Source organism: Streptomyces sp. NPDC049687, from assembly GCF_044465285.1.
In the GTDB taxonomy this organism is placed as follows: domain Bacteria; phylum Actinomycetota; class Actinomycetes; order Streptomycetales; family Streptomycetaceae; genus Streptomyces.
Window position 1 is genome coordinate 219,329 of the sequence record NZ_JBITLN010000003.1, and the last position, 19,547, is coordinate 238,875.

Genomic DNA, 19,547 nt, shown 5'->3' on the forward strand with positions numbered 1-19,547 from the left:
CCCGGCCGGTCCGCGCTCGCCATGTCCGTTCGCCGTCCCGACGCCGCCGGGGCCGCCCGGTCGCCGCTGCCGCCGGTACCGCAGATGCAGCTGTCACCGCCGTCGGCCGACGCTCCGTGGCCGTACGCCTCATCCGGCCCCCAGCGGCGGGGCCGGCCGGCCGCCCGCGTCCAGGTAGGCCTGCGGCGGGTTCAGCCGTTGGCCGGGGAAGCCGCCCTTCTCGTACTTCAGAAGCTTCTTCGCCTTCTCGGGGTCCGTCTCGCCCTCGCCGTACGCCGGGCAGAGCGGGGCGATGGGACAGGCCCCGCAGGCGGGCTTGCGGGCGTGGCACATGCGGCGGCCGTGCCAGATGACGTGATGGGAGAGGTCCGTCCAGTCGCTCTTGGGGAAGAGCGCGCCGATCGCCGCCTCGATCTTGTCGGGGTCGGTTTCCTCGGTCCACCGCCAGCGCCGTACGAGCCGCATGAAGTGCGTGTCGGCGGTGATCCCGGGGCGCCCGAAGGCGTTGCCCAGCACCACGAAGGCGGTCTTGCGGCCGACGCCGGGCAGCTTGACGAGGTCCTCCAGCCTGCCGGGGACCTCCCCGCCGAACCCCTCGGCCAGGGCCTTGGACAGCCCTATGACCGACCTGGTCTTGGCGCGGAAGAACCCGCAGGGGCGGAGGATCTCCTCGACCTCCTCCGGGTTGGCCGCGGCCAGGTCCTCGGGGGTGGGGTACTTGGCGAAGAGAGCGGGGGTCGTCTGGTTGACCCTGAGGTCGGTGGTCTGGGCGGACAGGACCGTCGCGACCAGGAGCTGGAAGGGGTTCTCGAAGTCCAGCTCGGGGTGGGCGTAGGGATAGACCTCGGCGAGCTCGCGGTTGATGCGGCGGGCACGGCGGACGAGCGCCGTACGCGACTCGGGCTTCCCGGCCGCGACGGGCCTCGCCGCAGCCTTCGCGCCCGGCTTCGCCGCCACCTTCGCGCCGGGCTTTCCGGCCGCCTTCGCGCCCGGCTTCGCCGCCACCTCCACGTCCGGCTTCCCGATGCGCTTTGCGGCCGTTTTATCGCCTGGAGTCCTTTTTGTCACCTTTGCCGTTTTCTTACCTCCACCCGGGCCCTGTTCGCCCACAGCGGAATTGCGACGTACAACCACCCGTCCAGCCCCCTCGGCCTGCGCTCTCACCGGCGATTTGGACACCCGGCCAGCCTAAAGCCCGGCACCGACATCCGCCCCGGACCCCGAAGATCGGCCCCCAATTGGACCCCTGCCGCTTACCTCGGGACATGTGTGCGGCATCCTTGTGACAGATCACACTGTTTGGACCGTCCGGCAAAATGGGGAACACGGACCCCTGGTAAGCGGGGGACAAGATCCCCTGAGCAGGTCGACAAGGAGAGAACTCGTGGACGACGTTCTGCGGCGCAACCCGCTCTTCGCGGCTCTCGACGACGAGCAGGCCGCGGAGCTGCGCGCCTCCATGAGTGAGGTGACGCTCGCCCGTGGCGACTCCCTGTTCCACGAGGGCGACCCGGGCGACCGGCTCTACGTCGTCACCGAGGGCAAGGTCAAGCTCCACCGCACATCCCCCGACGGCCGCGAGAACATGCTGGCCGTGGTCGGCCCCGGCGAGCTCATCGGCGAGCTGTCGCTCTTCGACCCGGGCCCGCGTACGGCGACGGCGACCGCCCTCACCGAGGTCAAACTGCTCGGCCTGGGCCACGGCGACCTCCAGCCCTGGCTGAACGCCCGCCCCGAGGTGGCCGCCGCGCTGCTGCGCGCCGTCGCCCGGCGCCTGCGCAAGACCAACGACGCCATGTCCGACCTGGTCTTCTCGGACGTACCCGGCCGTGTGGCGCGCGCCCTGCTGGACCTCTCCCGCCGCTTCGGTGTGCAGTCGGAGGAGGGCATCCACGTCGTCCACGACCTGACGCAGGAGGAGCTGGCACAGCTTGTCGGCGCGTCGCGCGAGACGGTGAACAAGGCGCTGGCCGACTTCGCTCAGCGGGGGTGGCTGCGGCTTGAAGCGCGGGCCGTGATCCTGCTGGACGTGGAGCGGCTCGCGAAGCGCTCGCGCTGACGGTCCCAGGGGGGCGGCCGCCCCCGGACCCCCGCTTGGGCCTGAACGCCCCGTCCTCAAGCGCCGGACAGGCTGTTTGCACCGGCCCTCGCTCCGGAATGATCCGCCGGTCGGCTCGCCGCGCGGCGCGGTTGCCCTATGGCTGAAACGGTTCCCCTCCGGGGGCTCGATCCCCGGGGCCACATCGTCCGCGAGGGCTCCCTCGCGCGCGTGCCGCACACCTTCCGGCCCGTCGTCGCGGCCGCCCGGGACGGGCTGCTGGAGCTCTTCGGGGCGCGACTGCACAGCGCGTACCTCTACGGATCGATTCCGCGCGGCACCGCGCGCGTGGGGCGCAGCGATCTGGACCTCCTGGTCGCCCTGCACGAGGAGCCGACCGCGGCCGACCACGCCGACGGCCGTGCGCTGGTCGAGGCCCTCGACAAGGAGTTCCCGCAGATCGACGGCGGCGGGACGCTGCTCTACGGTCGCGCACGGCTGCTGAGCGACCTGGAGACGTCCGACCTGGGTTCTTCGTCGCCTGTCTGTGCACCCCGCTCCTCGGGGACGACCTCGCCGAGTACCTGCCCCGCTACCGGCCCGACTCCCTGCTCGCGCGCGAGACCAACGGCGACCTCGCCCTGCTCCTTCCCCGCTGGCGCGAGCGCGTCGCCGTGGCGCCCGACGCGGAGGAGGCCCGGCGGCCCCTCGTACGGTTCATGTCCCGCCACCTCGTGCGCACCGCGTTCACCCTGGTCATGCCCCGCTGGAACGGCTGGACCAGCGATCTGCACGAGATGGCCGAGGCGTTCGGGACGTTCTGCCCGCAGCGGGCGGAACAGGTCAGGGCGGCGGCCGTACTCGGATACGAGCCGACGGGGGACGCGGGTGTCCTCGCGTCGTACGTCGACGACCTCGGGCCCTGGCTCGCGGACGAGTACGCGCGCGTGCACGGCGTCAAGGCGCCGCGCCCCGGCTGGGCGGCGTGCGTCGGAAGTAGCGTCGTCCGCCCGGCGTCGCGGGCCGGACGGGACTGTCCGAACCAACGCTAGATCAGCCCGTGCTCCTCCAGGTACTCCACCTGTGCCCGTACCGAGAGTGCCGCCGCCGGCCACAGGGAGCGGTCGACGTCGGCGTACACATGGGCGACGATCTCGGCGGGGGTGCGGTATCCGTTTTCCACGGCCGTCTCGACCTGGGCGAGGCGGTGGGCGCGGTGGGCGAGATAGAACTCGACGGCGCCCTGGGCGTCCTCCAGGACGGGTCCATGGCCCGGGAGGACCGTGTGGACGCCGTCGTCGACCGTGAGGGACCTCAGGCGCCGCAGGGAGTCCAGGTAGTCGCCCAGGCGGCCGTCGGGGTGTGCCACGACCGTGGTGCCCCGGCCCAGGATGGTGTCGCCGGTGAGGATCGCCCGGTCGGCCGGGAGGTGGAAGCAGAGCGAGTCGGCGGTGTGGCCGGGGGTCGGCACGACCCGCAGCTCGAGGCCGCCCGTCGTGATCACGTCACCGGCGCCCAGGCCCTCGTCGCCGAGCCGCAGCGCCGGGTCCAGGGCCCGCACGGGGGTGCCGGTGAGCCCGGCGAAGCGGACGGCGCCCTCGGCGTGGTCGGGGTGGCCGTGGGTCAGCAGGGTCAGGGCGACGCGCTTGCCGGCCTTCTCGGCGGTGTCCACGACCGTCCGCAGATGACCGTCGTCCAGCGGGCCCGGGTCGATCACGACCGCCAGTTCGGAGTCGGGCTCGGAGACGATCCAGGTGTTGGTGCCGTCCAGGGTCATCGCCGAGGCGTTGGGGGCGAGGACGTTCACCGCGCGGGGGGTGGCCGGCCCGGAGAGGACACCGCCGCGGGGCTGGCCGGGAAGGACTGCTGCGTCGGTCATGCAGGGCCGCCTTCCCACCGAACGGGCAGGTCATGCGCACGGCCGCGGGGCGACGCGGCGCCCGGTCGTGCCCGGTGGGCCGCTGCCGGGCCGCCGCGCGGCGCTTCGGGGCCCCCGCGCGGGATGACCGAGACCGTCGACCGGGGCCCGACGTGGCTGCCGGACCGGGCGTGGGGCGTGCCGGAGAACGGGGCTGTGCCGTGCGGCCGGTCCGGCGGGGTGCCTGCGGCGGTCATGCGGGGCCTCCGCCGGCAGCGGGGATCGGGATGTGCTTGGTGAACTCGTCGTGGCCCGGCCAGGACAGCACGATCTCGGCGTCCGTCAGGCGGGCCTCGGCCAGGACGGGGGTCAGATCGCGCCCGGGGGCCGCGGTGAGCGCCTCGGCGGCCGTGGCGTACGGCATCAGCTGGCGCAGGGTCGCGATGGTGGGCGGCATCATCGTCAGCTCGCCCTTGTCGTACCCGGCCGCCGCGTCCTCCGGGCGGATCCACACCGTGCGGTCGGCCTCCGTGGAGGCGTTGCGGGTGCGCTGGCCCTCGGGAAGCGCGGCCACGAAGAACCAGGTGTCGTAGCGGCGGGGCTCGAACTCCGGGGTGATCCAGCGCGTCCAGGCGCCGAGCAGGTCGGAGCGCAGGACCAGGCCACGGCGGTCGAGGAACTCCGCGAAGGACAGGTCACGGGCGGCCACGGCGGCACGGTCGGCCTCCCAGTCGGCGCCCGTGGTGTCACCGACGACCGAGTCGGGCGTCGGCCCCGCGAGCAGGACGCCTGCCTCCTCGTACGTCTCCCGTACGGCCGCGCAGACGATCGCCTGGGCCGCGGCCTCGTCGACGCCGAGGCGTTGCGCCCACCACGCGCGCGTGGGGCCCGCCCAGCGCACGAGGCGCTCGTCGTCGCGCGGGTCGACGCCGCCGCCCGGATAGGCGTACGCGCCTCCGGCGAAGGCCATGGAGGCGCGTCTGCGCAGCATGTGGACGGCCGGACCGCCCGCTCCCTGGTCCACGTCCTTGAGGAGCATGACGGTGGCCGCGCGCTTGGGGGTGACGGGCGTCAGCGTCCCGTCCGTGAGCGCGCGGATGCGTTCCGGCCAGTCCGAGGGAAACCACTGCCCATTCGCCATGGGCGCGAGGCTATCCCGTGGTGGGCGAATGTTCGAGAGGTGCCCTGAGCTGGAACGCCTCAGTCCGCCAGCTCGACCTGGATCTCGACCTCGACCGGCGCGTCCAGGGGCAGCACCGCGACGCCGACCGCGCTGCGGGCGTGCACGCCCTTGTCGCCGAGGACCTCACCGAGGAGCTCGCTGGCGCCGTTGAGGACGCCGGGCTGGCCGGTGAAGTCCGAGGCGGACGCGACGAAGCCGACGACCTTCACCACGCGCGCGATGCGGTCCAGATCGCCCGCGACCGACTTCACGGCGGCCAGGGCGTTCAGGGCGCAGGTGCGGGCCAGTTCCTTGGCCTCCTCGGCGGTGACCTCGGCGCCGACCTTGCCGGTGACCGGCAGCTTGCCGTCCACCATGGGCAGCTGGCCGGCGGTGAACACGTACGGCCCGGACCGCACGGCGGGCTGGTAGGCCGCGAGGGGCGGCACCACGGCCGGCAGGGTCAGACCCAGCTCGGCGAGCCGCGCCTCGACCGCGCTCACGCCTTCTCCCGCTTCAGGTAGGCCACGAGCTGCTCGGGGTTGTTCGGTCCGGGCACGACCTGGACGAGCTCCCAGCCGTCCTCGCCCCAGGTGTCCAGAATCTGCTTCGTGGCATGGACGAGCAGCGGCACGGTTGCGTATTCCCACTTGGTCATGGGCCGACTGTATCCGCTGCTGCCGGAGGGGCCCCTGCCAGGCCGTACGGCGACTGCGTCCGGGTCACCCACGGGGTCGTACGGCCCCCGTCCACGGCTCCCGCCTCCCCCGGCCGTACCGCCGGAGAGCCGTACGGTCGCACAGCAGTTCTGTCGTACAGCCGTACGATCACCCGTGCCCGCGGCTGTCCACAGGCTCCCCGAAAGCCGCCCCCTCCACGAGTTGTCCACAGGCCAAGTGGCCGAACCGGACCCCGTTGTCCACAGCCTCCCGATTGCCTCGGCCATGGACTGGTTACGCTCGAAGACGTGAGCAGGCTCCAGGTCGTCAGCGGCAAGGGCGGGACCGGAAAGACGACGGTCGCCGCAGCCCTCGCGCTGGCCCTCGCCACGGCAGGGAAGCGGACGCTTCTCGTCGAGGTGGAGGGCCGGCAGGGCATCGCGCAGCTCTTCGAGACGGAGGCGTTGCCCTATGAGGAACGCAAGATCGCCGTCGCGCCGGGCGGTGGTGAGGTGTACGCCCTCGCCATCGATCCCGAACTGGCCCTTCTGGACTACCTCCAGATGTTCTACAAACTGGGGGGCGCCGGACGGGCCCTGAAGAAGCTGGGCGCCATCGACTTCGCCACCACCATCGCGCCCGGCCTGAGGGACGTACTCCTCACCGGCAAGGCGTGCGAGGCGGTCCGGCGCAAGGACAAGAGCGGGCGGTTCGTGTACGACTACGTCGTCATGGACGCCCCGCCCACCGGGCGCGTCACCCGCTTCCTGAACGTCAACGACGAAGTGGCCGGCCTCGCCAAGATCGGCCCGATACACAATCAGGCGCAGGCCGTGATGCGGGTGCTGAAGTCACCGGAGACGGCCGTGCACCTGGTGACGCTGCTCGAGGAGATGCCGGTCCAGGAGACCGCGGACGGCATCGCCGAGCTGCGGGCGGCGAAGCTGCCGGTCGGCCGGGTCATCGTCAACATGGTGCGACCCGAGGTATTGGACGCGGACGGGCTGGAACTCGTACGAACCGTGACACGTTCCTCCATTGCGCGGTCGCTGTCGGCAGCCGGGCTGGGCGGGGCGCGGCGCGGCGGGCACGCCGAGCGGCTGGTGGACCCGCTGCTGCGGCAGGCCGAGGAGTACGCCGAGCGGTACACGCTGGAGCACGAGCAGCGCGCGGTCCTCGGTGAGCTGGGCCTGCCACTGCACGAACTGCCGCTGCTCGCCGAGGGCATGGACCTGGCGGGCCTGTACGAACTCGCCACCGAGCTGCGGAAGCAGGGGATCGTATGAGCCGGGACCAGGCGCAGGCACAGCACCGGCTCTCCCCCGCGCCGGTCCTCGACCTCGATCCGCTGCTCGACGACCCGGCGACCCGGATCGTGGTCTGCTGCGGCTCGGGCGGGGTCGGCAAGACGACGACGGCGGCGGCGCTGGGTCTCAGGGCGGCCGAGCGGGGCCGCAAGGTGGTCGTCCTCACCATCGACCCGGCGCGCCGGCTCGCCCAGTCCATGGGCATCGACTCGCTCGACAACACCCCGCGCCGGGTGAAGGGCATCGACGACTCCGCGAGCGGTGAACTGCACGCGATGATGCTCGACATGAAGCGCACCTTCGACGAGATCGTGGAGGCGCACGCGGACCCCGAGCGGGCTGCCGCGATCCTGACGAACCCCTTCTACCAGTCGCTCTCGGCGGGCTTCGCGGGCACGCAGGAGTACATGGCGATGGAGAAGCTGGGGCAGCTGCGCGCCAAGGACGAGTGGGACCTGATCGTCGTGGACACTCCCCCGTCCCGCTCGGCGCTGGACTTCCTGGACGCGCCGAAGCGGCTCGGGTCGTTCCTGGACGGCAAGCTGATCCGCGTTCTGCTCGCGCCCGCCAAGGTCGGCGGCCGCGCGGGCATGAAGTTCTTGAACGTCGGGATGTCGATGATGACCGGCGCGCTCGGCAAGCTGCTGGGCGGGCAGTTGCTGAAGGACGTGCAGACGTTCGTGGCGGCGATGGACTCGATGTTCGGCGGGTTCCGCACGCGCGCGGACGCCACGTACAAGCTGCTCCAGGCGCCCGGGACGGCGTTCCTGGTGGTGGCGGCTCCCGAGCGGGACGCCCTGCGGGAGGCCGCGTACTTCGTGGAGCGGCTGGCCGCCGAGGACATGCCACTGGCCGGGCTGGTGCTCAACCGGGTCCACGGCAGCGGCGCGACCCAGCTGTCCGCCGAGCGGGCACTCGCCGCCGCGGAGAATCTCGATCTGGCCGACGGACCCGCCGACGCCCCTACCGATTCCCCCGCGACGGAAAATCTTGGAGAACCCCGCATTGTGGATCAGGACGGCGGGAAAGCTGGACTTCGTAACTCTCCCGACACGTACGGCATTTCAGAATCTCCCGCATCCGCGTCCACCACGGCCGAGTCCACCGCACCCGGGACCACCGGGTCCGAGTCCGTCTCCCCCATCGACGCCGACCGGGCCGTGGACGACCTCACCGTAGGCCTGCTGAAGCTGCACGCCGAGCGCATGTATCTGCTCTCCCGCGAGCAGCGCACGCGCGACCGCTTCACCGCCCTCCACCCCGAGGTGGCGGTGGCCGAAGTGGCGGCGCTGCCCGGCGATGTGCACGACCTCGCGGGGCTGCGGGACATCGGCAACCGGCTCGCGGCCAACCGGCCGGAGCTGCCCGAGGCTGTCGACAGCTGAGTGGCTCCCGACAGCCGAGCGGAGGCGCCGAGGGGTCTCCTCAGCTCACCGCCGCGTAGTTCTCGTACATCTGGTCGTCGTCGAGCGACACGATGCCCGCGCCGCGCTCGTACTCCGACCGCGCGGTCTCGAGCAGCCGGCGCCACGAGGTGACGGTCGGCCGCCGACGCAGCAGGGCGCGGCGCTCGCGCTCTGTCATGCCTCCCCACACGCCGAACTCGACGCGGTTGTCGAGCGCGTCGGCCAGGCATTCGGTGCGTACCGGGCATCCGGTGCACACCGCCTTGGCCCTGTTCTGCGCTGCTCCCTGAACGAACAGTTCATCCGGATCGGTAGTGCGGCAGGCAGCCTGCGCACTCCAGTCGGTAACCCAGCCCATACCGGCGCCGTCCTCTCCCGAATCGAGGCTCCCCCACGGCGGCAGCGGCATATTCACCGCCGCCAGTTGAGGACGTTACGGAAGGTGGGCACAGCGCAACACCCCCTTCGGGCCCAATCTTGAATGGCCCGAACGGACTATGGGTAAGCGGCAGATCACCCGGGGGAGTGAGCCCGCGACATACATGACTATCCCGGCGAACGGGACAGTTCTCTTGGGTCACAACGGACGCCGGATGACACACAAGGCGGATTCGGGCACGCCCCCAACAAAAAAGTTGGGGAACCTCCGGAACGATTCGGGGTCGCCGGACGTATTGATACGTGGCCCTACTGCTGTGACAGTTGAGAGCAGCTTAGGCCAAGGCATATACGCGTGTCCGGCGAATGAGAACGTAGGCTGCCCTCATGCCAAACAAGCGCTCGGGCGGTGGCCTGTCCACCACGCAGCAGGCCGCCAAGTTCCTCGGTGTCAGTGTGCTCTCGGGAGCCGTACTCGCGGGCATCGCGCTGCCCGCGTTCGGCGCGCTCGGGCTGGCCGCCAAGGGGTCGGTGGAGTCGTTCGACGAACTCCCGGCCAACCTGAAGACACCGCCACTGAGCCAGCGCACCACGATCCTCGACGCCGACGGCGGCCAGATCGCGCAGGTCTACTCCCGCGACCGCACGGTGGTCGAACTGAAGAACGTCTCGCCGTACATGCAGAAGGCGATCGTCGCGATCGAGGACTCGCGCTTCTACCAGCACGGCGCGATCGACCTGAAGGGCGTCCTGCGCGCCCTCAACAAGAACGTGCAGAGCAGCGGCGTCTCCCAGGGCGCCTCGACGCTCACCCAGCAGTATGTGAAGAACGTCTTCGTGGAGGAGGCCGGCGACGACCCGACGAAGGTCGCGCAGGCCACCCAGCAGACCATCGGCCGCAAGATCAAGGAGCTGAAGTACGCGATCCAGGTGGAGGAGGAGCTCGGCAAGAAGAAGATCCTCGAGAACTACCTGAACATCACGTTCTTCGGCGAGCAGGCCTACGGCGTCGAGGCGGCCTCCCAGCGCTACTTCTCCACCCACGCCAAGGACCTCACCCTGCCCCAGGCGGCCCTGCTGGCCGGCATCGTCCAGTCCCCGAGCCGCTACGACCCGGTCAACGACGCGGCGGAGGCCACCCGCCGCCGTAACGTCGTACTGCAGCGCATGGCCGAGGTCGGCGACATCTCCGAGGCCGAGGCCGCCAAGGCGCAGAAGGCCCCGCTGGGCCTGAAGGTCACCCAGCCGAAGAACGGCTGCATCACCGCCGTCAAGGGCGCCAGCTTCTTCTGCAAGTACGTCGAGCGGGTCTTCCTCAGCGACCCCGTCTTCGGCAAGACGAAGGAGGCGCGGGCGCAGGTCTGGAACCAGGGCGGCCTGACCATCCGTACGACCCTCGAACCGCAGGCCCAGAAGTCGGCCCAGAGCTCGCTCAAGCAGCACGTCTACAAGTCGGACAAGGTCGCCGCGGCCGCCACGCTCGTCGAGCCCGGCACCGGCAAGATCCTCGCGATGGGCCAGTCGAAGCCGTACGGCTACGGCAAGAACGAGACCGAGTACAACTACTCGGTCAACGCCTCCATGGGCGGCTCGAACTTCGGCTTCCCGACCGGTTCGACGTTCAAGCCGTTCGTGGCCGCGGCCGCGCTGGAGGAGGGCCGCCCGGCCAACCAGGTGTACGCCGCGCCGTACGAGATGCAGTACCCGGCCACGGTCCAGACGTGCAGCGGCAAGCCGTGGGTCAACGACGGCAACTACAAGCTCGAGAACGAGAGCGAGACCGAGAAGGGCCCGTACGAGCTGAAGACGGCCATGGCCAAGTCGGTCAACACCTACTTCGTGCAGATGCTCTCCGACATCGGCATGTGCCCCGTGGTGAAGATGACCAACGCCCTCGGCGTGGTCCAGGGCAACGGCGACAAGGTGCCCGAGGTCCCGTCGTCGATGACCCTCGGTTCCACCGGCCTCTCCCCCCTCACCATGGCCAGCGCGTACGCCGCCTTCGCCAGCCGGGGCATGTACTGCACCCCGGTCGCCATCGAGTCGATCATCCAGACCGTGAACGGCAAGAAGAAGTCGCTGGAGGTCCCCAAGTCGACCTGCTCGCGCGCGATGAGCGAGAAGACCGCGGACACCATCAACACCCTGCTGAGCGGCGTGATCGACTCCGGTACGGGCCAGCAGGCCGGTCTGTCGGGCCGCGACAACGCCGGTAAGACGGGTACGACGGACTCCCGCAAGAACGCCTGGTTCGTCGGCTACACCCCGAACCTCGCCGGCGCCGTCTGGGTCGGCAGCGCCACCCAGAAGGTGGAGATGACCAACATCTCCATCGGCGGCGTCTACCACGCCCAGGTCTACGGCGGTGACACCCCCGGCCCCATCTGGCGCGACGCCATGACCGGCGCCCTGGAGGGCAAGGAAGCCCCGAGCTTCAACCTCGTCAACATCCCGAGCGCCAACATAGGCCGCGACGACGACGACAACGACAACGACAACGACAACGGCGACGATGACGACGGTGACAACGGCAACAACGACGGTTTCCCCGGCGGCCTGCTGACCAACGGCACGACGAACGGCGGCTCCACGACCGGCGGCGACAACTCGACGGGCTTCGAGGGTCTGTTCCAGGGCCAGAGCAACGGGAACGGCAACGGGGGCGGGCGCGGCTGACGCCCTTTAACCCCGGCACACCGCCCGGCGACAGGGAACGGCCCCTGCTTCCCGTACCGCTATCGGTACGGGAAGCAGGGGCCGTTCCCCTCTTGTGAGGGGCGGACTGTGGGACCCGGGGTCGGTCAGCCCGCGAGGAGCTTCTTGACCGCGGCGGCGACGCGGCCGCCCTCGGCCAGCCCCGCCACCTTCGGGTTGACGATCTTCATGACGGCACCCATGGCCCGGGGCCCCTCGGCGCCGGCCGCCTTCGCCTCCTCGACGGCCTGGGCGACGATGTCGTTCAGCTCCTCGTCACCGAGCTGCTTCGGCAGGTACTCGGCGAGCACCTCGCCCTCCGCCTTCTCCCGCTCGGCGGACTCGGCGCGACCACCCTGCGCGAAGGCGTCGGCCGCCTCCCGGCGCTTCTTCGCCTCCTTGGTGATCACCATCAGCACCTCGTCGTCGGAGAGCTCGCGCTTCTGCTTGCCCGCGACCTCCTCCTTGGTGATCGCGGTGAGCGTCAGCCGGAGCGTCGAGGAGCGGAGCTCGTCGCGCTCCTTGATCGCGGCGTTGAGGTCTTCCTGCAGCTTCGACTTGAGCGTGGTCATGGGTTTGATTGTCGCAGGTGTGGAACGACCGACGCCCGTTCATTTAAGGGGAGGTGGGGGCACGGCGGGGTACGGCCGCGCCCGGAGGGGTAAGGACCGCGGGGAATGAGATGTGAGCGGCGTCTGACACGATGGACGTATGCGCGCGCAATACCGAGTACCTCTGTCCATCGCGGCGGCCGGCGCCGCCGGTCTGGTGTACGCGGCGGGTTTCGAGGCCCGCTCCTTCCGTCTGCGGCGGGTGACGGTCCCCGTCCTTCCCGCCGGAATGCGTCCCCTGCGCGTGTTGCAGGTCTCGGACATCCACATGGTCGGCGGGCAGCGAAAGAAGCAGCGCTGGCTGCGTTCGCTGGCCGGCCTGCGCCCCGACTTCGTGATCAACACGGGCGACAACCTCTCCGACCCGGAGGGCGTACCCGAGACCCTGGACGCGCTGGGCCCGCTCATGGACTTCCCGGGCGCATACGTCTTCGGTTCGAACGACTACTACGGCCCCAGGCCGCGCAACCCCGCCCGCTACCTGATGGAGAAGGCCCAGGGCCGCCACGGCCTGAACGGCAACGCACCCGCGGTCAACGTCGTCCACAACCCGTGGGAGGACCTGCGGGACGGCTTCGACGCGGCGGGCTGGCTGAACCTGACGAACACGCGGGGCGTGCTGAAGATCGACGGCATGTCGGTGGAGCTGACGGGCCTGGACGACCCGCACATCAAGCGCGACCGCTATGCGCAGGTGGCCGGCGGTCCGTCGGCCTCGGCCGACTTCTCCATGGGCGTCGTCCACGCTCCGTACCTGCGCGTCCTGGACGCGTACACGGCGGACGACTACCCCCTGATCCTCGCCGGCCACACCCACGGCGGCCAGGTCTGCATCCCCTTCTACGGCGCCCTCGTCACCAACTGCGACCTGGACACGGACCGCGTGAAGGGCCTGTCCACGCACACGGCGGAGGGCCGCACGTCCTACCTCCACGTCTCGGCCGGCTGCGGCACGAACCGCTACACACCGGTGAGGTTCGCGTGCCCGCCGGAGGTGACGTTGTTGACGTTGGTGGGGAGGGAGTAGGGGGTTCGAGGGCGTTCGTGTGGCTGTATGGGTCGCTGTGGCTGCACGGGTTCCTGTGGCCGTACGGGTTGCTGTGGCCGTACGGGTGCTGTGGCCGTACGGGTTCCTGTGGCCGTCCATGAGACGGATCTTCCCCACCCTCCCCCTCACGGCCCACCCAAATCGCCCTTTTTGCCCCACATCTCTAGCGTGAGGGCATGATTGCGCACATACCCAGGGACAACCCGGACCTGCCCGCGATTCCGCGACCCCACGCGCTCCTGCCCTCCTTCGTCCCCGCCTCCGCGGTGGTGTCACCCGTACGCCGCCCCCTGGCCGCCGTCCTGCGCCTACTGATCGCCGCCACGGCGGCCGCAGGCGTGACGCTCGCGCTGCTACTCGGCGACCCGCTGCGGGTACTGAGCCACTTCTCGATCCAGAGCAACCTGCTGTTCGCCCTGGTCACCCTCCTCTCGGCCCGCCGCGCCTGGTCGGCCCGCAACCCCCTCCCCTCCGCCCTGACCGGCGCCGCGCTGCTCTACGTCACCATCACCGGCCTGGCCTACTACCTGCTCCTTTCCGACGCGACGCCCCCGTTCTCGGTGACGGACACGACGACCGCCCCCACGGGCTGGGCGGCGGTGACCCACCACCTCCTCCACACCGTGACCCCGGCGGCCGCGCTCCTGGACTGGCTGCTCCTGACCCCACCGGTTCGCCTGCGCCTACGCCAAACGGCGACCTGGATGGCCTACCCCCTGGTCTACCTGCTGTTCTCCCTCACCCGAGCCCAGCTGATCGCCTCCGGCACCCCCGGACGCCACCTCTACCCCTTCCTCGACACCGAGGCCCACGGCTTCAAACACACCCTGGCCGACGCCCTCCTCCTGGGCCTCTCCTTCTACGCCCTCGCCGTCCTCCTCGTGACCCTCGACCACGCCCGCCCCAACCCGATCCGCCACCGCGCCAAAACCGGATTTCGTCTCCAGCCACCAGTGGGCTAAAGTAAACGACGTCGCCGCGACAAGCAGGACAAGCAGCGACATCGGGGTGTAGCGCAGCTTGGCAGCGCGCTTCGTTCGGGACGAAGAGGTCGTGGGTTCAAATCCCGCCACCCCGACAGCTAAGTAGCAGATCAGAGGGCCCTTACCGGATCGGTAAGGGCCCTCTGGCGTTGCTGCGTGTCTAACTGCGTGACTATCGATTCTTGAGTGCTTGGCTGCGTGCTTACGGCCGCTGTTGCTCGGTGCCGAAGATGCCGTCCATGACGACGGCGCCGGTCTGGATCACGGGCCGGATCTGCTTCCGGTAGACCTCTTCCGTCACAGCCGTACCGGAGTGCCCGACGAGCCGGGAGATCTCTTCCAGCGGGACGCCCCGGTCTGAGAGCAGCGACACGAAGCTGTGCCGGAGCTCCCGCGGCGTCCACTCGTCTCCGTTGATCCCGTCGACGTCCTTGAGCGCCTGGCGGAAGGCGCGGCGGACGTTGGCCGCGTCGAGCGGCTTGCCCACGGCCGAGGAGAAGACGAGCCCGTGTTCCTCCCACTTGTCGTCAGCGGCGAGCCGATCCCAGCCCTGATCTTCGAATTGCTGCCAGAGGGCTTCGACGCAGCGCGCCGGCAGGGCGAGCGTGCGCCGGGACTTCCGGGCCTTGGTGTCTCCGGTGCGCCGGACCGAGCGCCAGACTGCGATGTGGGGAGGCTGCGGCGGGTCCATTTCGGGACGGCCCTTCAGGAATACGCGGTCCCAGGTGAGGGCCCGGAGCTCTTCAGTGCGGGCACCGGTCAGCAGGGCCAGGACGATGTAGGCGTACATCGAGGTTCCCTCGGCGCCCTGGAGCACGGCCTCAGCTTGCGCGAATGTCAGCGCCTCGGAGGGGTGTCCAGCCTTCCCCCGGGGTACCGCGCACAGCTCGACAATGTTTTGCTTGACCTTGTCCCGCGCCATGGCCCGCTTGACCGCGCGGTTCAGGTATGAGTGGATCGATTGGATTAGCCAGCCACTTGGCGCGACCCTCGAAGATCATGGCCCCAACGTCGTGCTTCTACCGGGCAGGTCCACGGACCGCCCGACGCGCCGGAAGCTTAAGTGGCGGTCAGATCCCTCTCGAGACCCTGGCGGTGGTGGCTCTCCAAGGAGTTACCGCTCAGGACTGCATCGTGGTCATGACACTGCGCGGCCCGTTGCCTTACCGTCAAGCTATGTCACAGAGCGAAACGAGTGGTGTCAGCGCCCGCGTACAGTTCGATCCCGCCGAGGCGGATCCGTTATCACAGCGGCAGCGAGTCGGAGCGGCTACCGCTGGGATACTGCTGGCGGGAACTGGGGCAGTTGCACTGTTTGTGAGCGACAACGGCGCGGGCACCGCGGTGGCTCTTGTCGTCGGCGGCGTCTTTCTCCTGATGTCGATCACGGGTATGCCGTTCCTCGGTGGACGACTCATGGACGCTGAGCTGTTGATGGGACGCCGTCGGGCTCGCTTGATTCAGAGGGCCAAGGCTGCACCACCGCTCGAAGCAAGGTTCCTGATGGATACCCTGATCTTGACCGACCCTGAGGTGATAGAAGATCCCAGCGCTGTTGCACTGGACTTTGCCCTCCTGCTGGACGAGGTGAGGCATGCGGCTGACGAAGTCCTTGAACCGGAGGGCGAACTGCATCACCTGACCGATCCAGAGGTCGGGGACCCCCTGCTGGTACTCAAACGCTCTACCGGGCAACGCATCGGGATCTACGCTATGACCGCCAAGTCAGAGACAGGGCGTGTGTCGACAGCCTTCGCCGACCAATTCATGGCGCGTGCAGCACAAGCTGAATTTGATGCGTTTCTGTGGGTTGCCGCCGCATCCTTCCAGGACGACCTTAAGTCACTGGCCGCTCGCGTCGAGAGAGAAACCGGCAAACGTGTTGCCATCGTCGACTGGAGCACGCGGAGGGTCGGGCTCGAAAGAAGCATCTACGAGCTGGCGAACCGGGACCCACGCGTGCCGAATCAGGGTACGCCAGCGACCCGGGAGTAGTCGTTTTCGGGAGAAGCCAGTCTGGCCTTGTCTGCATCCATGCCGCCGGTAATACCCGTTCCAGCAGTGAGTGTGTAACTGCGTGACAACGCCGACAGGCAGCGACGGACAACCGCGCAACTGTGGGCCATCGCAGCAGCTCAAGGGCACACAGCCCCAGGGCCAAAACGCTCATCAAAGTAGCTTCGGGACGAAGAGGTCGTGGGTTCAAATCCCGCCACCCCGACACAAGTCAGAGGCCCATTCATGTGATCGTGAATGGGCCTCTTACGTGTGTACAGCAGCGGAATACAGCAACCACCATGACTCTTGCCGGCCGTCCATGCCTCCCGGTATCCCGGCCTCGATGCCGTGGGCGCCAGTGGGTGAGCACTTTGCCGCCGGAGGCATTTGACTTCTGCGGTCAGGCCATGCCCCGCTGGTAGGCCGCAAGGCCAGACCGCTGATGGGGTGGCTGCCCGCCGCCACATGGCGTGTTGTCGCCGCAGATGCGGTGGCGGTGGGGAGGAGCATGCTGGAGGTGTAGGCACGGCGCGATCACCATCCCGGGGGGATGGAGATGCGACATGCCGGTTCACAACATCCGCCCCGACATCCGGGTCCTCAACGACAGCCTTGAGGTTCCCGCGATCGGGCATCTCTCGGTGAACGCCTTCGTCCTGCTCGCCGCCCAGCCCGTCGTCGTCGACACCGGCCTCGGGCTTCCGGACCGAGACTTCCTGGACACTGTCGGTTCCGTGCTGGACCCCGCCGACGTGCGCTGGATCTGGCTCACCCACCCCGACCGGGACCACACCGGTGGGATCTACGACCTGCTGGCCGCCGCGCCCGAGGCGCGGGTGGTGACCACGTTCCTGTCCGTGGGGTACCTGTCCTGCGAACGACCGCTGCCGCTCGACCGCCTCCACCTGATCAACCCGGGGCAGGCGCTGGACGTGGGCGACCGCACCCTCACGGCGTTCAGGCCGCCCCTGTTCGACAACCCGGGCACCGTCGGCTTCTTCGACGACCGGTCGGGGATCTGCTTCACCTCCGACTGTTTCGGCGGGCCGATGCCCAGCGAGGAACTGGCGCGAACCGACGACGTCCGCTCGGTCGACGCGGAGGAGCTCCGCGCCGCGCAACTGCTGTGGGCCACGGTGGACAGTCCGTGGGTGGCGAACGTCGATCCCGGGAAGTTCGAGGCCAGCTTCGAGCCGCTGCGGGAGAGAGAGCCGGAACTCATCCTCTCGACCCATCTGCCACCTGCCCGGGGACTGTCCGGGACGATGATCGACAGACTGACTTCGGCAGCCGGAGCGCCGCCGTTCGTGGGGCCTGACCAGGCGGCGCTGGAACAGATGCTCGCGGGGTTCGAGCCGAGCGGTGGCGGGCCCAGCCGTGGTGTGACGGATGGAGGTGGGCGGCCGCCGGTGCCTGGCGCCCCTGGATGAGGCCCGCGGGCCTCTGGCATGCGTGCCTTCGGTGTCAAAAGAGCGGCAGCGTGGCCTCGTCTCCGTTCCCCCGGTGCCTCCGGTCGGTTCGCCGGAGGTGCCGGTCTTCTCCTCGGGATACGTCAGCCGGTCTGTGACGGGGTCTGCTTGATGCCGTCGACGATGGCGCGGTTCATGATGGCGCTGGTGAAGACAACCGTGCCGGGCTTGATCAGGTGGTCGTCACCACTGGTCCCCTTCACCTGAACCGTGCGCTCGCCCAGGTAGACGTGGGTCTTCTTGTCGAAGATCCATTCTTCGCGCTGACCACTGGTTTCGTCGAGGCGGGCCACTGCCACACCGTGCCGGCCCGCCGCGTCCACCGCGTCGTCGACCACGACGACACCGGGAATCTTCGCGGCGGCCTTGAACAGGGCCGCGTACAGCTCCGCCGGGGGGTAGCTCTCGCCGAGCAGGTCGCCGATGGTGGTGAAAGCCTCCTGGTCGGGGGTGTTGCCCTGCCCCTTGGTCTCCTTGTAGATCTTGGCCAGCAGGACGTCGGGATCGGTGGTCAGCTTGGCCAGGTAGTCGTACGACGGAGCGTTCAGATGCGCCTCCGGGGTGTTGCCCTGCTCGTCGGGGAGGCTCAGGGTCTCGCCCTCGGGGCCGTCGTTGACGGCGGGGTCGATCAGCCAGCCCTTGGTGCCGTCCGGGGACTCCCACACCTGACGGGTGTGCAGCTTGTGGCTGGCCAGGGTGCTCTTGTCGCCGACAGTCTTCACGAAGCTGTCGGCCGTCCTGGACTCGATGTAGACGTACTGGCCGGGCTTGACGGCCGACTGGTCCACCTCGGCCGCCGCCAGCGCGATCTGGTCGAGCAGCTGCGGTACGCCCTTGGCGGTCGCGGCGCCGACGGGCGTGGTCAGGGCCGGTCCGGTGGCGACGCCGCCGTCCCTGCCCCCGCCGCCGGACGTCACGACGCCGGCGACGACCGCCGCGGCCACGGCGGCCGCCAGCGCGGGCAGGGCGATCGCCGGACGGGGCAGTCGGAACCTTCGAATCTGCGCCTGGGCCACCGTCCTCGCCCCGGCGTCCCTCTGCTCAGCCTGCTGCGTCTCGTGAATCCGGGCCATCATGCGCTCCTTGTGGAACTGGTGACGGCCCGCCGGCAGGTCGCGCGTCGTCCGGTCGAAGAGCTGGGCGCCCTCTTCCCACTCGGCAGGGTTCTGCCGGGACGTGTTCGCGTTCATCGGTTTCCTTCCTGTGCGGGCCGAATCGCGTGTGCGTGATCGCCTCTTGTCTGTCGGCCGGGGCGGCCGACTTCCCGTTTCACGAGACTTTCTTCAAGACTTCCGGCGAACGCTGTCGCCGCCGCGGGGTCCCTCAACGTCTTTTTGTGACTCGTGGGTCGAGTCACGGCCGGTTCGGCCTCGGCGAGCTTGCGGAGCTTCTTGCGGGCGCGGGAGAGCCGGGAGGCGACCGTGCCGACCGGAATGCCGAGCGCTTCCGCCGCGGCCTCGTAGTCCAGGCCCTCCCCCAGGCAGAGCGCGATGACCTCGCGCTCCGGGCGGCGCAAGGACGCGAGGGCGGTGAGCGCCGTCGCAAGGCGCTGTCGGCCGTCGAGCCGGTCGGCCACTTCCTCGGCGTGGTCGGGCACCGAGCGTTCGGCCGCCGCGGCGGCCTGCGCCGCCGCCCGGTACCGCCGGTTGCTCCGGTACTGGTTGCGCGCGGTGTTGGTGGCGATGCCCAGCAGCCAGGGCCGCAGGGAACCGCCCTCCGGATCGACCTGGCCGCGCAGCCGCCACGCCTCCATGAAGGTCGCGGCCATCACGTCCTCGGCCGTCGACCAGTCGGCGGTCAGCCGGAAGGCGTGGTTGTAGACCGCGCGGGCGTAGCTGTCGAAGAGCTCGGCGAACGCGCTCGAATCCCCGGCCCGTACCCGGGTACGCATATGAGTGCTCACCTCAATGAGCTGTCCGGCACCCCGCACCGACTT

The 19,547-nt window shown here is 69.6% G+C and carries 17 protein-coding genes, 1 tRNA gene and 2 pseudogenes; 10 read left to right on the forward strand and 10 right to left on the reverse strand.

Annotation, left to right across the window (positions count from 1 at the left end; all coding sequences use genetic code 11):
• Nucleotides 1–129: 129 nt before the first annotated feature.
• Nucleotides 130–1,179: an endonuclease III gene (gene nth, locus ACIBVL_RS10935; protein WP_399095374.1), complete on the reverse strand. Its 1,050-nt coding sequence runs from the start codon at nt 1,177–1,179 to the stop codon at nt 130–132.
• Nucleotides 1,180–1,384: 205 nt separating this feature from the next.
• On the opposite strand from nth, the gene ACIBVL_RS10940 reads away from it, so the two are divergent.
• Nucleotides 1,385–2,059 carry a Crp/Fnr family transcriptional regulator gene (locus ACIBVL_RS10940; protein ID WP_029382547.1) on the forward strand — a complete coding sequence of 225 codons (675 nt, stop codon included), beginning with the start codon at nt 1,385–1,387 and terminating at the stop codon, nt 2,057–2,059.
• A 138-nt stretch (nt 2,060–2,197) separates the two neighbouring features.
• Nucleotides 2,198–3,090 (forward strand): annotated as a pseudogene (locus ACIBVL_RS10945) (nucleotidyltransferase domain-containing protein).
• Here ACIBVL_RS10945 and ACIBVL_RS10950 read toward each other — a convergent pair.
• The 4 genes from ACIBVL_RS10950 to ACIBVL_RS10965 all read right to left on the reverse strand — a co-directional run bounded on the left by ACIBVL_RS10950 (nt 3,087) and on the right by ACIBVL_RS10965 (nt 5,716).
• Nucleotides 3,087–3,917 (reverse strand): MBL fold metallo-hydrolase, encoded by an 831-nt coding sequence (locus ACIBVL_RS10950; RefSeq protein WP_399095377.1) that lies wholly within the window; start codon nt 3,915–3,917, stop codon nt 3,087–3,089. The pseudogene ACIBVL_RS10945 and the gene ACIBVL_RS10950 overlap by 4 nt on opposite strands.
• A gap of 232 nt (nt 3,918–4,149) precedes the next feature.
• Nucleotides 4,150–5,037, reverse strand: a complete 888-nt coding sequence (locus tag ACIBVL_RS10955; RefSeq protein WP_399095380.1) for an NUDIX hydrolase — start codon at nt 5,035–5,037, stop codon at nt 4,150–4,152.
• 59 nt (nt 5,038–5,096) lie between these two features.
• Nucleotides 5,097–5,561: a RidA family protein gene (locus ACIBVL_RS10960; protein ID WP_399095382.1), complete on the reverse strand. Its 465-nt coding sequence runs from the start codon at nt 5,559–5,561 to the stop codon at nt 5,097–5,099.
• Entirely contained in the window at nt 5,558–5,716 is a 159-nt protein-coding gene (locus ACIBVL_RS10965; protein WP_003967454.1) for a DUF4177 domain-containing protein, read from the reverse strand. The genes ACIBVL_RS10960 and ACIBVL_RS10965 overlap by 4 nt, the downstream gene beginning before the upstream one ends.
• 309 nt (nt 5,717–6,025) lie before the next feature.
• Between ACIBVL_RS10965 and ACIBVL_RS10970 the strand changes: the two genes are divergently transcribed.
• Together ACIBVL_RS10970 and ACIBVL_RS10975 are read left to right on the forward strand one after the other, a co-directional pair.
• Nucleotides 6,026–7,003: an ArsA-related P-loop ATPase gene (locus tag ACIBVL_RS10970; protein WP_399095385.1), complete on the forward strand. Its 978-nt coding sequence runs from the start codon at nt 6,026–6,028 to the stop codon at nt 7,001–7,003.
• Nucleotides 7,000–8,409 (forward strand): ArsA family ATPase, encoded by a 1,410-nt coding sequence (locus ACIBVL_RS10975; protein ID WP_399095388.1) that lies wholly within the window; start codon nt 7,000–7,002, stop codon nt 8,407–8,409. Before ACIBVL_RS10970 ends, ACIBVL_RS10975 begins: the two co-directional genes overlap by 4 nt.
• Nucleotides 8,410–8,449: 40 nt before the next feature.
• Here ACIBVL_RS10975 and wblA read toward each other — a convergent pair whose 3' ends face one another.
• The gene (wblA, locus tag ACIBVL_RS10980) at nt 8,450–8,788 is read right to left on the reverse strand and encodes a transcriptional regulator WblA (protein ID WP_390659500.1); all 339 of its coding nucleotides are present in this window, start codon (nt 8,786–8,788) and stop codon (nt 8,450–8,452) included.
• Between the two features lie 407 nt (nt 8,789–9,195).
• Here wblA and ACIBVL_RS10985 point away from each other — a divergent pair, with 407 nt between their 5' ends.
• Entirely contained in the window at nt 9,196–11,484 is a 2,289-nt protein-coding gene (locus ACIBVL_RS10985; RefSeq protein WP_399095391.1) for a transglycosylase domain-containing protein, read from the forward strand.
• A 125-nt stretch (nt 11,485–11,609) separates the two neighbouring features.
• Here the strand turns inward: ACIBVL_RS10985 and ACIBVL_RS10990 are convergent, their stop codons facing one another.
• Complete coding sequence (locus tag ACIBVL_RS10990) at nt 11,610–12,074, reverse strand: GatB/YqeY domain-containing protein (RefSeq protein ID WP_399095394.1); 465 nt, start codon at nt 12,072–12,074, stop codon at nt 11,610–11,612.
• A 139-nt stretch (nt 12,075–12,213) separates the two neighbouring features.
• Here ACIBVL_RS10990 and ACIBVL_RS10995 point away from each other — a divergent pair, with 139 nt between their 5' ends.
• The 3 genes from ACIBVL_RS10995 (at nt 12,214) to ACIBVL_RS11005 (ending at nt 14,239) form a co-directional block, all read left to right on the forward strand.
• A complete protein-coding gene (locus ACIBVL_RS10995; RefSeq protein WP_399095397.1) occupies nt 12,214–13,140 on the forward strand; it encodes a metallophosphoesterase in 927 nt (308 codons plus the stop codon).
• Nucleotides 13,141–13,337: 197 nt separating this feature from the next.
• Nucleotides 13,338–14,123, forward strand: coding sequence for a Pr6Pr family membrane protein (locus ACIBVL_RS11000; RefSeq protein WP_399095400.1), 786 nt, complete (start codon nt 13,338–13,340; stop codon nt 14,121–14,123).
• A 42-nt stretch (nt 14,124–14,165) separates the two neighbouring features.
• Nucleotides 14,166–14,239: transfer RNA gene (locus ACIBVL_RS11005), tRNA-Pro, on the forward strand.
• Nucleotides 14,240–14,346: 107 nt separating this feature from the next.
• On the opposite strand, the pseudogene ACIBVL_RS11010 reads toward ACIBVL_RS11005, so the two are convergent.
• A pseudogene (locus tag ACIBVL_RS11010) lies at nt 14,347–15,111 on the reverse strand (tyrosine-type recombinase/integrase); the annotation flags it as partial.
• Nucleotides 15,112–15,320: 209 nt separating this feature from the next.
• Between ACIBVL_RS11010 and ACIBVL_RS11015 the strand changes: the two are divergent.
• Complete coding sequence (locus tag ACIBVL_RS11015) at nt 15,321–16,139, forward strand: hypothetical protein (RefSeq protein ID WP_399095403.1); 819 nt, start codon at nt 15,321–15,323, stop codon at nt 16,137–16,139.
• Between the two features lie 566 nt (nt 16,140–16,705).
• Entirely contained in the window at nt 16,706–17,572 is an 867-nt protein-coding gene (locus tag ACIBVL_RS11020; protein WP_399095406.1) for an MBL fold metallo-hydrolase, read from the forward strand.
• 122 nt (nt 17,573–17,694) lie between these two features.
• Here the strand turns inward: ACIBVL_RS11020 and ACIBVL_RS11025 are convergent, their stop codons facing one another.
• A complete protein-coding gene (locus tag ACIBVL_RS11025; RefSeq protein WP_399095409.1) occupies nt 17,695–18,801 on the reverse strand; it encodes a CU044_5270 family protein in 1,107 nt (368 codons plus the stop codon).
• Complete coding sequence (locus ACIBVL_RS11030) at nt 18,798–19,502, reverse strand: RNA polymerase sigma factor (protein WP_399095412.1); 705 nt, start codon at nt 19,500–19,502, stop codon at nt 18,798–18,800. The genes ACIBVL_RS11025 and ACIBVL_RS11030 overlap by 4 nt, the downstream gene beginning before the upstream one ends.
• Nucleotides 19,503–19,547: the final 45 nt, after the last annotated feature.

Bases quoted from the DNA above. Each gene is read 5' to 3' on its own strand.
- ACIBVL_RS10950 (WP_399095377.1), bottom strand. From the start codon at position 3,917: ATGACCGACGCAGCAGTCCTTCCCGGCCAGCCCCGCGGCGGTGTCCTC.
- ACIBVL_RS10955 (WP_399095380.1), bottom strand. From the start codon at position 5,037: ATGGCGAATGGGCAGTGGTTTCCCTCGGACTGGCCGGAACGCATCCGC.
- ACIBVL_RS10965 (WP_003967454.1), bottom strand. From the start codon at position 5,716: ATGACCAAGTGGGAATACGCAACCGTGCCGCTGCTCGTCCATGCCACG.
- ACIBVL_RS10975 (WP_399095388.1), top strand. From the start codon at position 7,000: ATGAGCCGGGACCAGGCGCAGGCACAGCACCGGCTCTCCCCCGCGCCG.
- wblA (WP_390659500.1), bottom strand. From the start codon at position 8,788: ATGGGCTGGGTTACCGACTGGAGTGCGCAGGCTGCCTGCCGCACTACC.
- ACIBVL_RS10985 (WP_399095391.1), top strand. From the start codon at position 9,196: ATGCCAAACAAGCGCTCGGGCGGTGGCCTGTCCACCACGCAGCAGGCC.
- ACIBVL_RS10990 (WP_399095394.1), bottom strand. From the start codon at position 12,074: ATGACCACGCTCAAGTCGAAGCTGCAGGAAGACCTCAACGCCGCGATC.
- ACIBVL_RS10995 (WP_399095397.1), top strand. From the start codon at position 12,214: ATGCGCGCGCAATACCGAGTACCTCTGTCCATCGCGGCGGCCGGCGCC.
- ACIBVL_RS11000 (WP_399095400.1), top strand. From the start codon at position 13,338: ATGATTGCGCACATACCCAGGGACAACCCGGACCTGCCCGCGATTCCG.
- ACIBVL_RS11015 (WP_399095403.1), top strand. From the start codon at position 15,321: ATGTCACAGAGCGAAACGAGTGGTGTCAGCGCCCGCGTACAGTTCGAT.
- ACIBVL_RS11020 (WP_399095406.1), top strand. From the start codon at position 16,706: ATGCCGGTTCACAACATCCGCCCCGACATCCGGGTCCTCAACGACAGC.
- ACIBVL_RS11025 (WP_399095409.1), bottom strand. From the start codon at position 18,801: ATGAACGCGAACACGTCCCGGCAGAACCCTGCCGAGTGGGAAGAGGGC.
- ACIBVL_RS11030 (WP_399095412.1), bottom strand. From the start codon at position 19,502: ATGCGTACCCGGGTACGGGCCGGGGATTCGAGCGCGTTCGCCGAGCTC.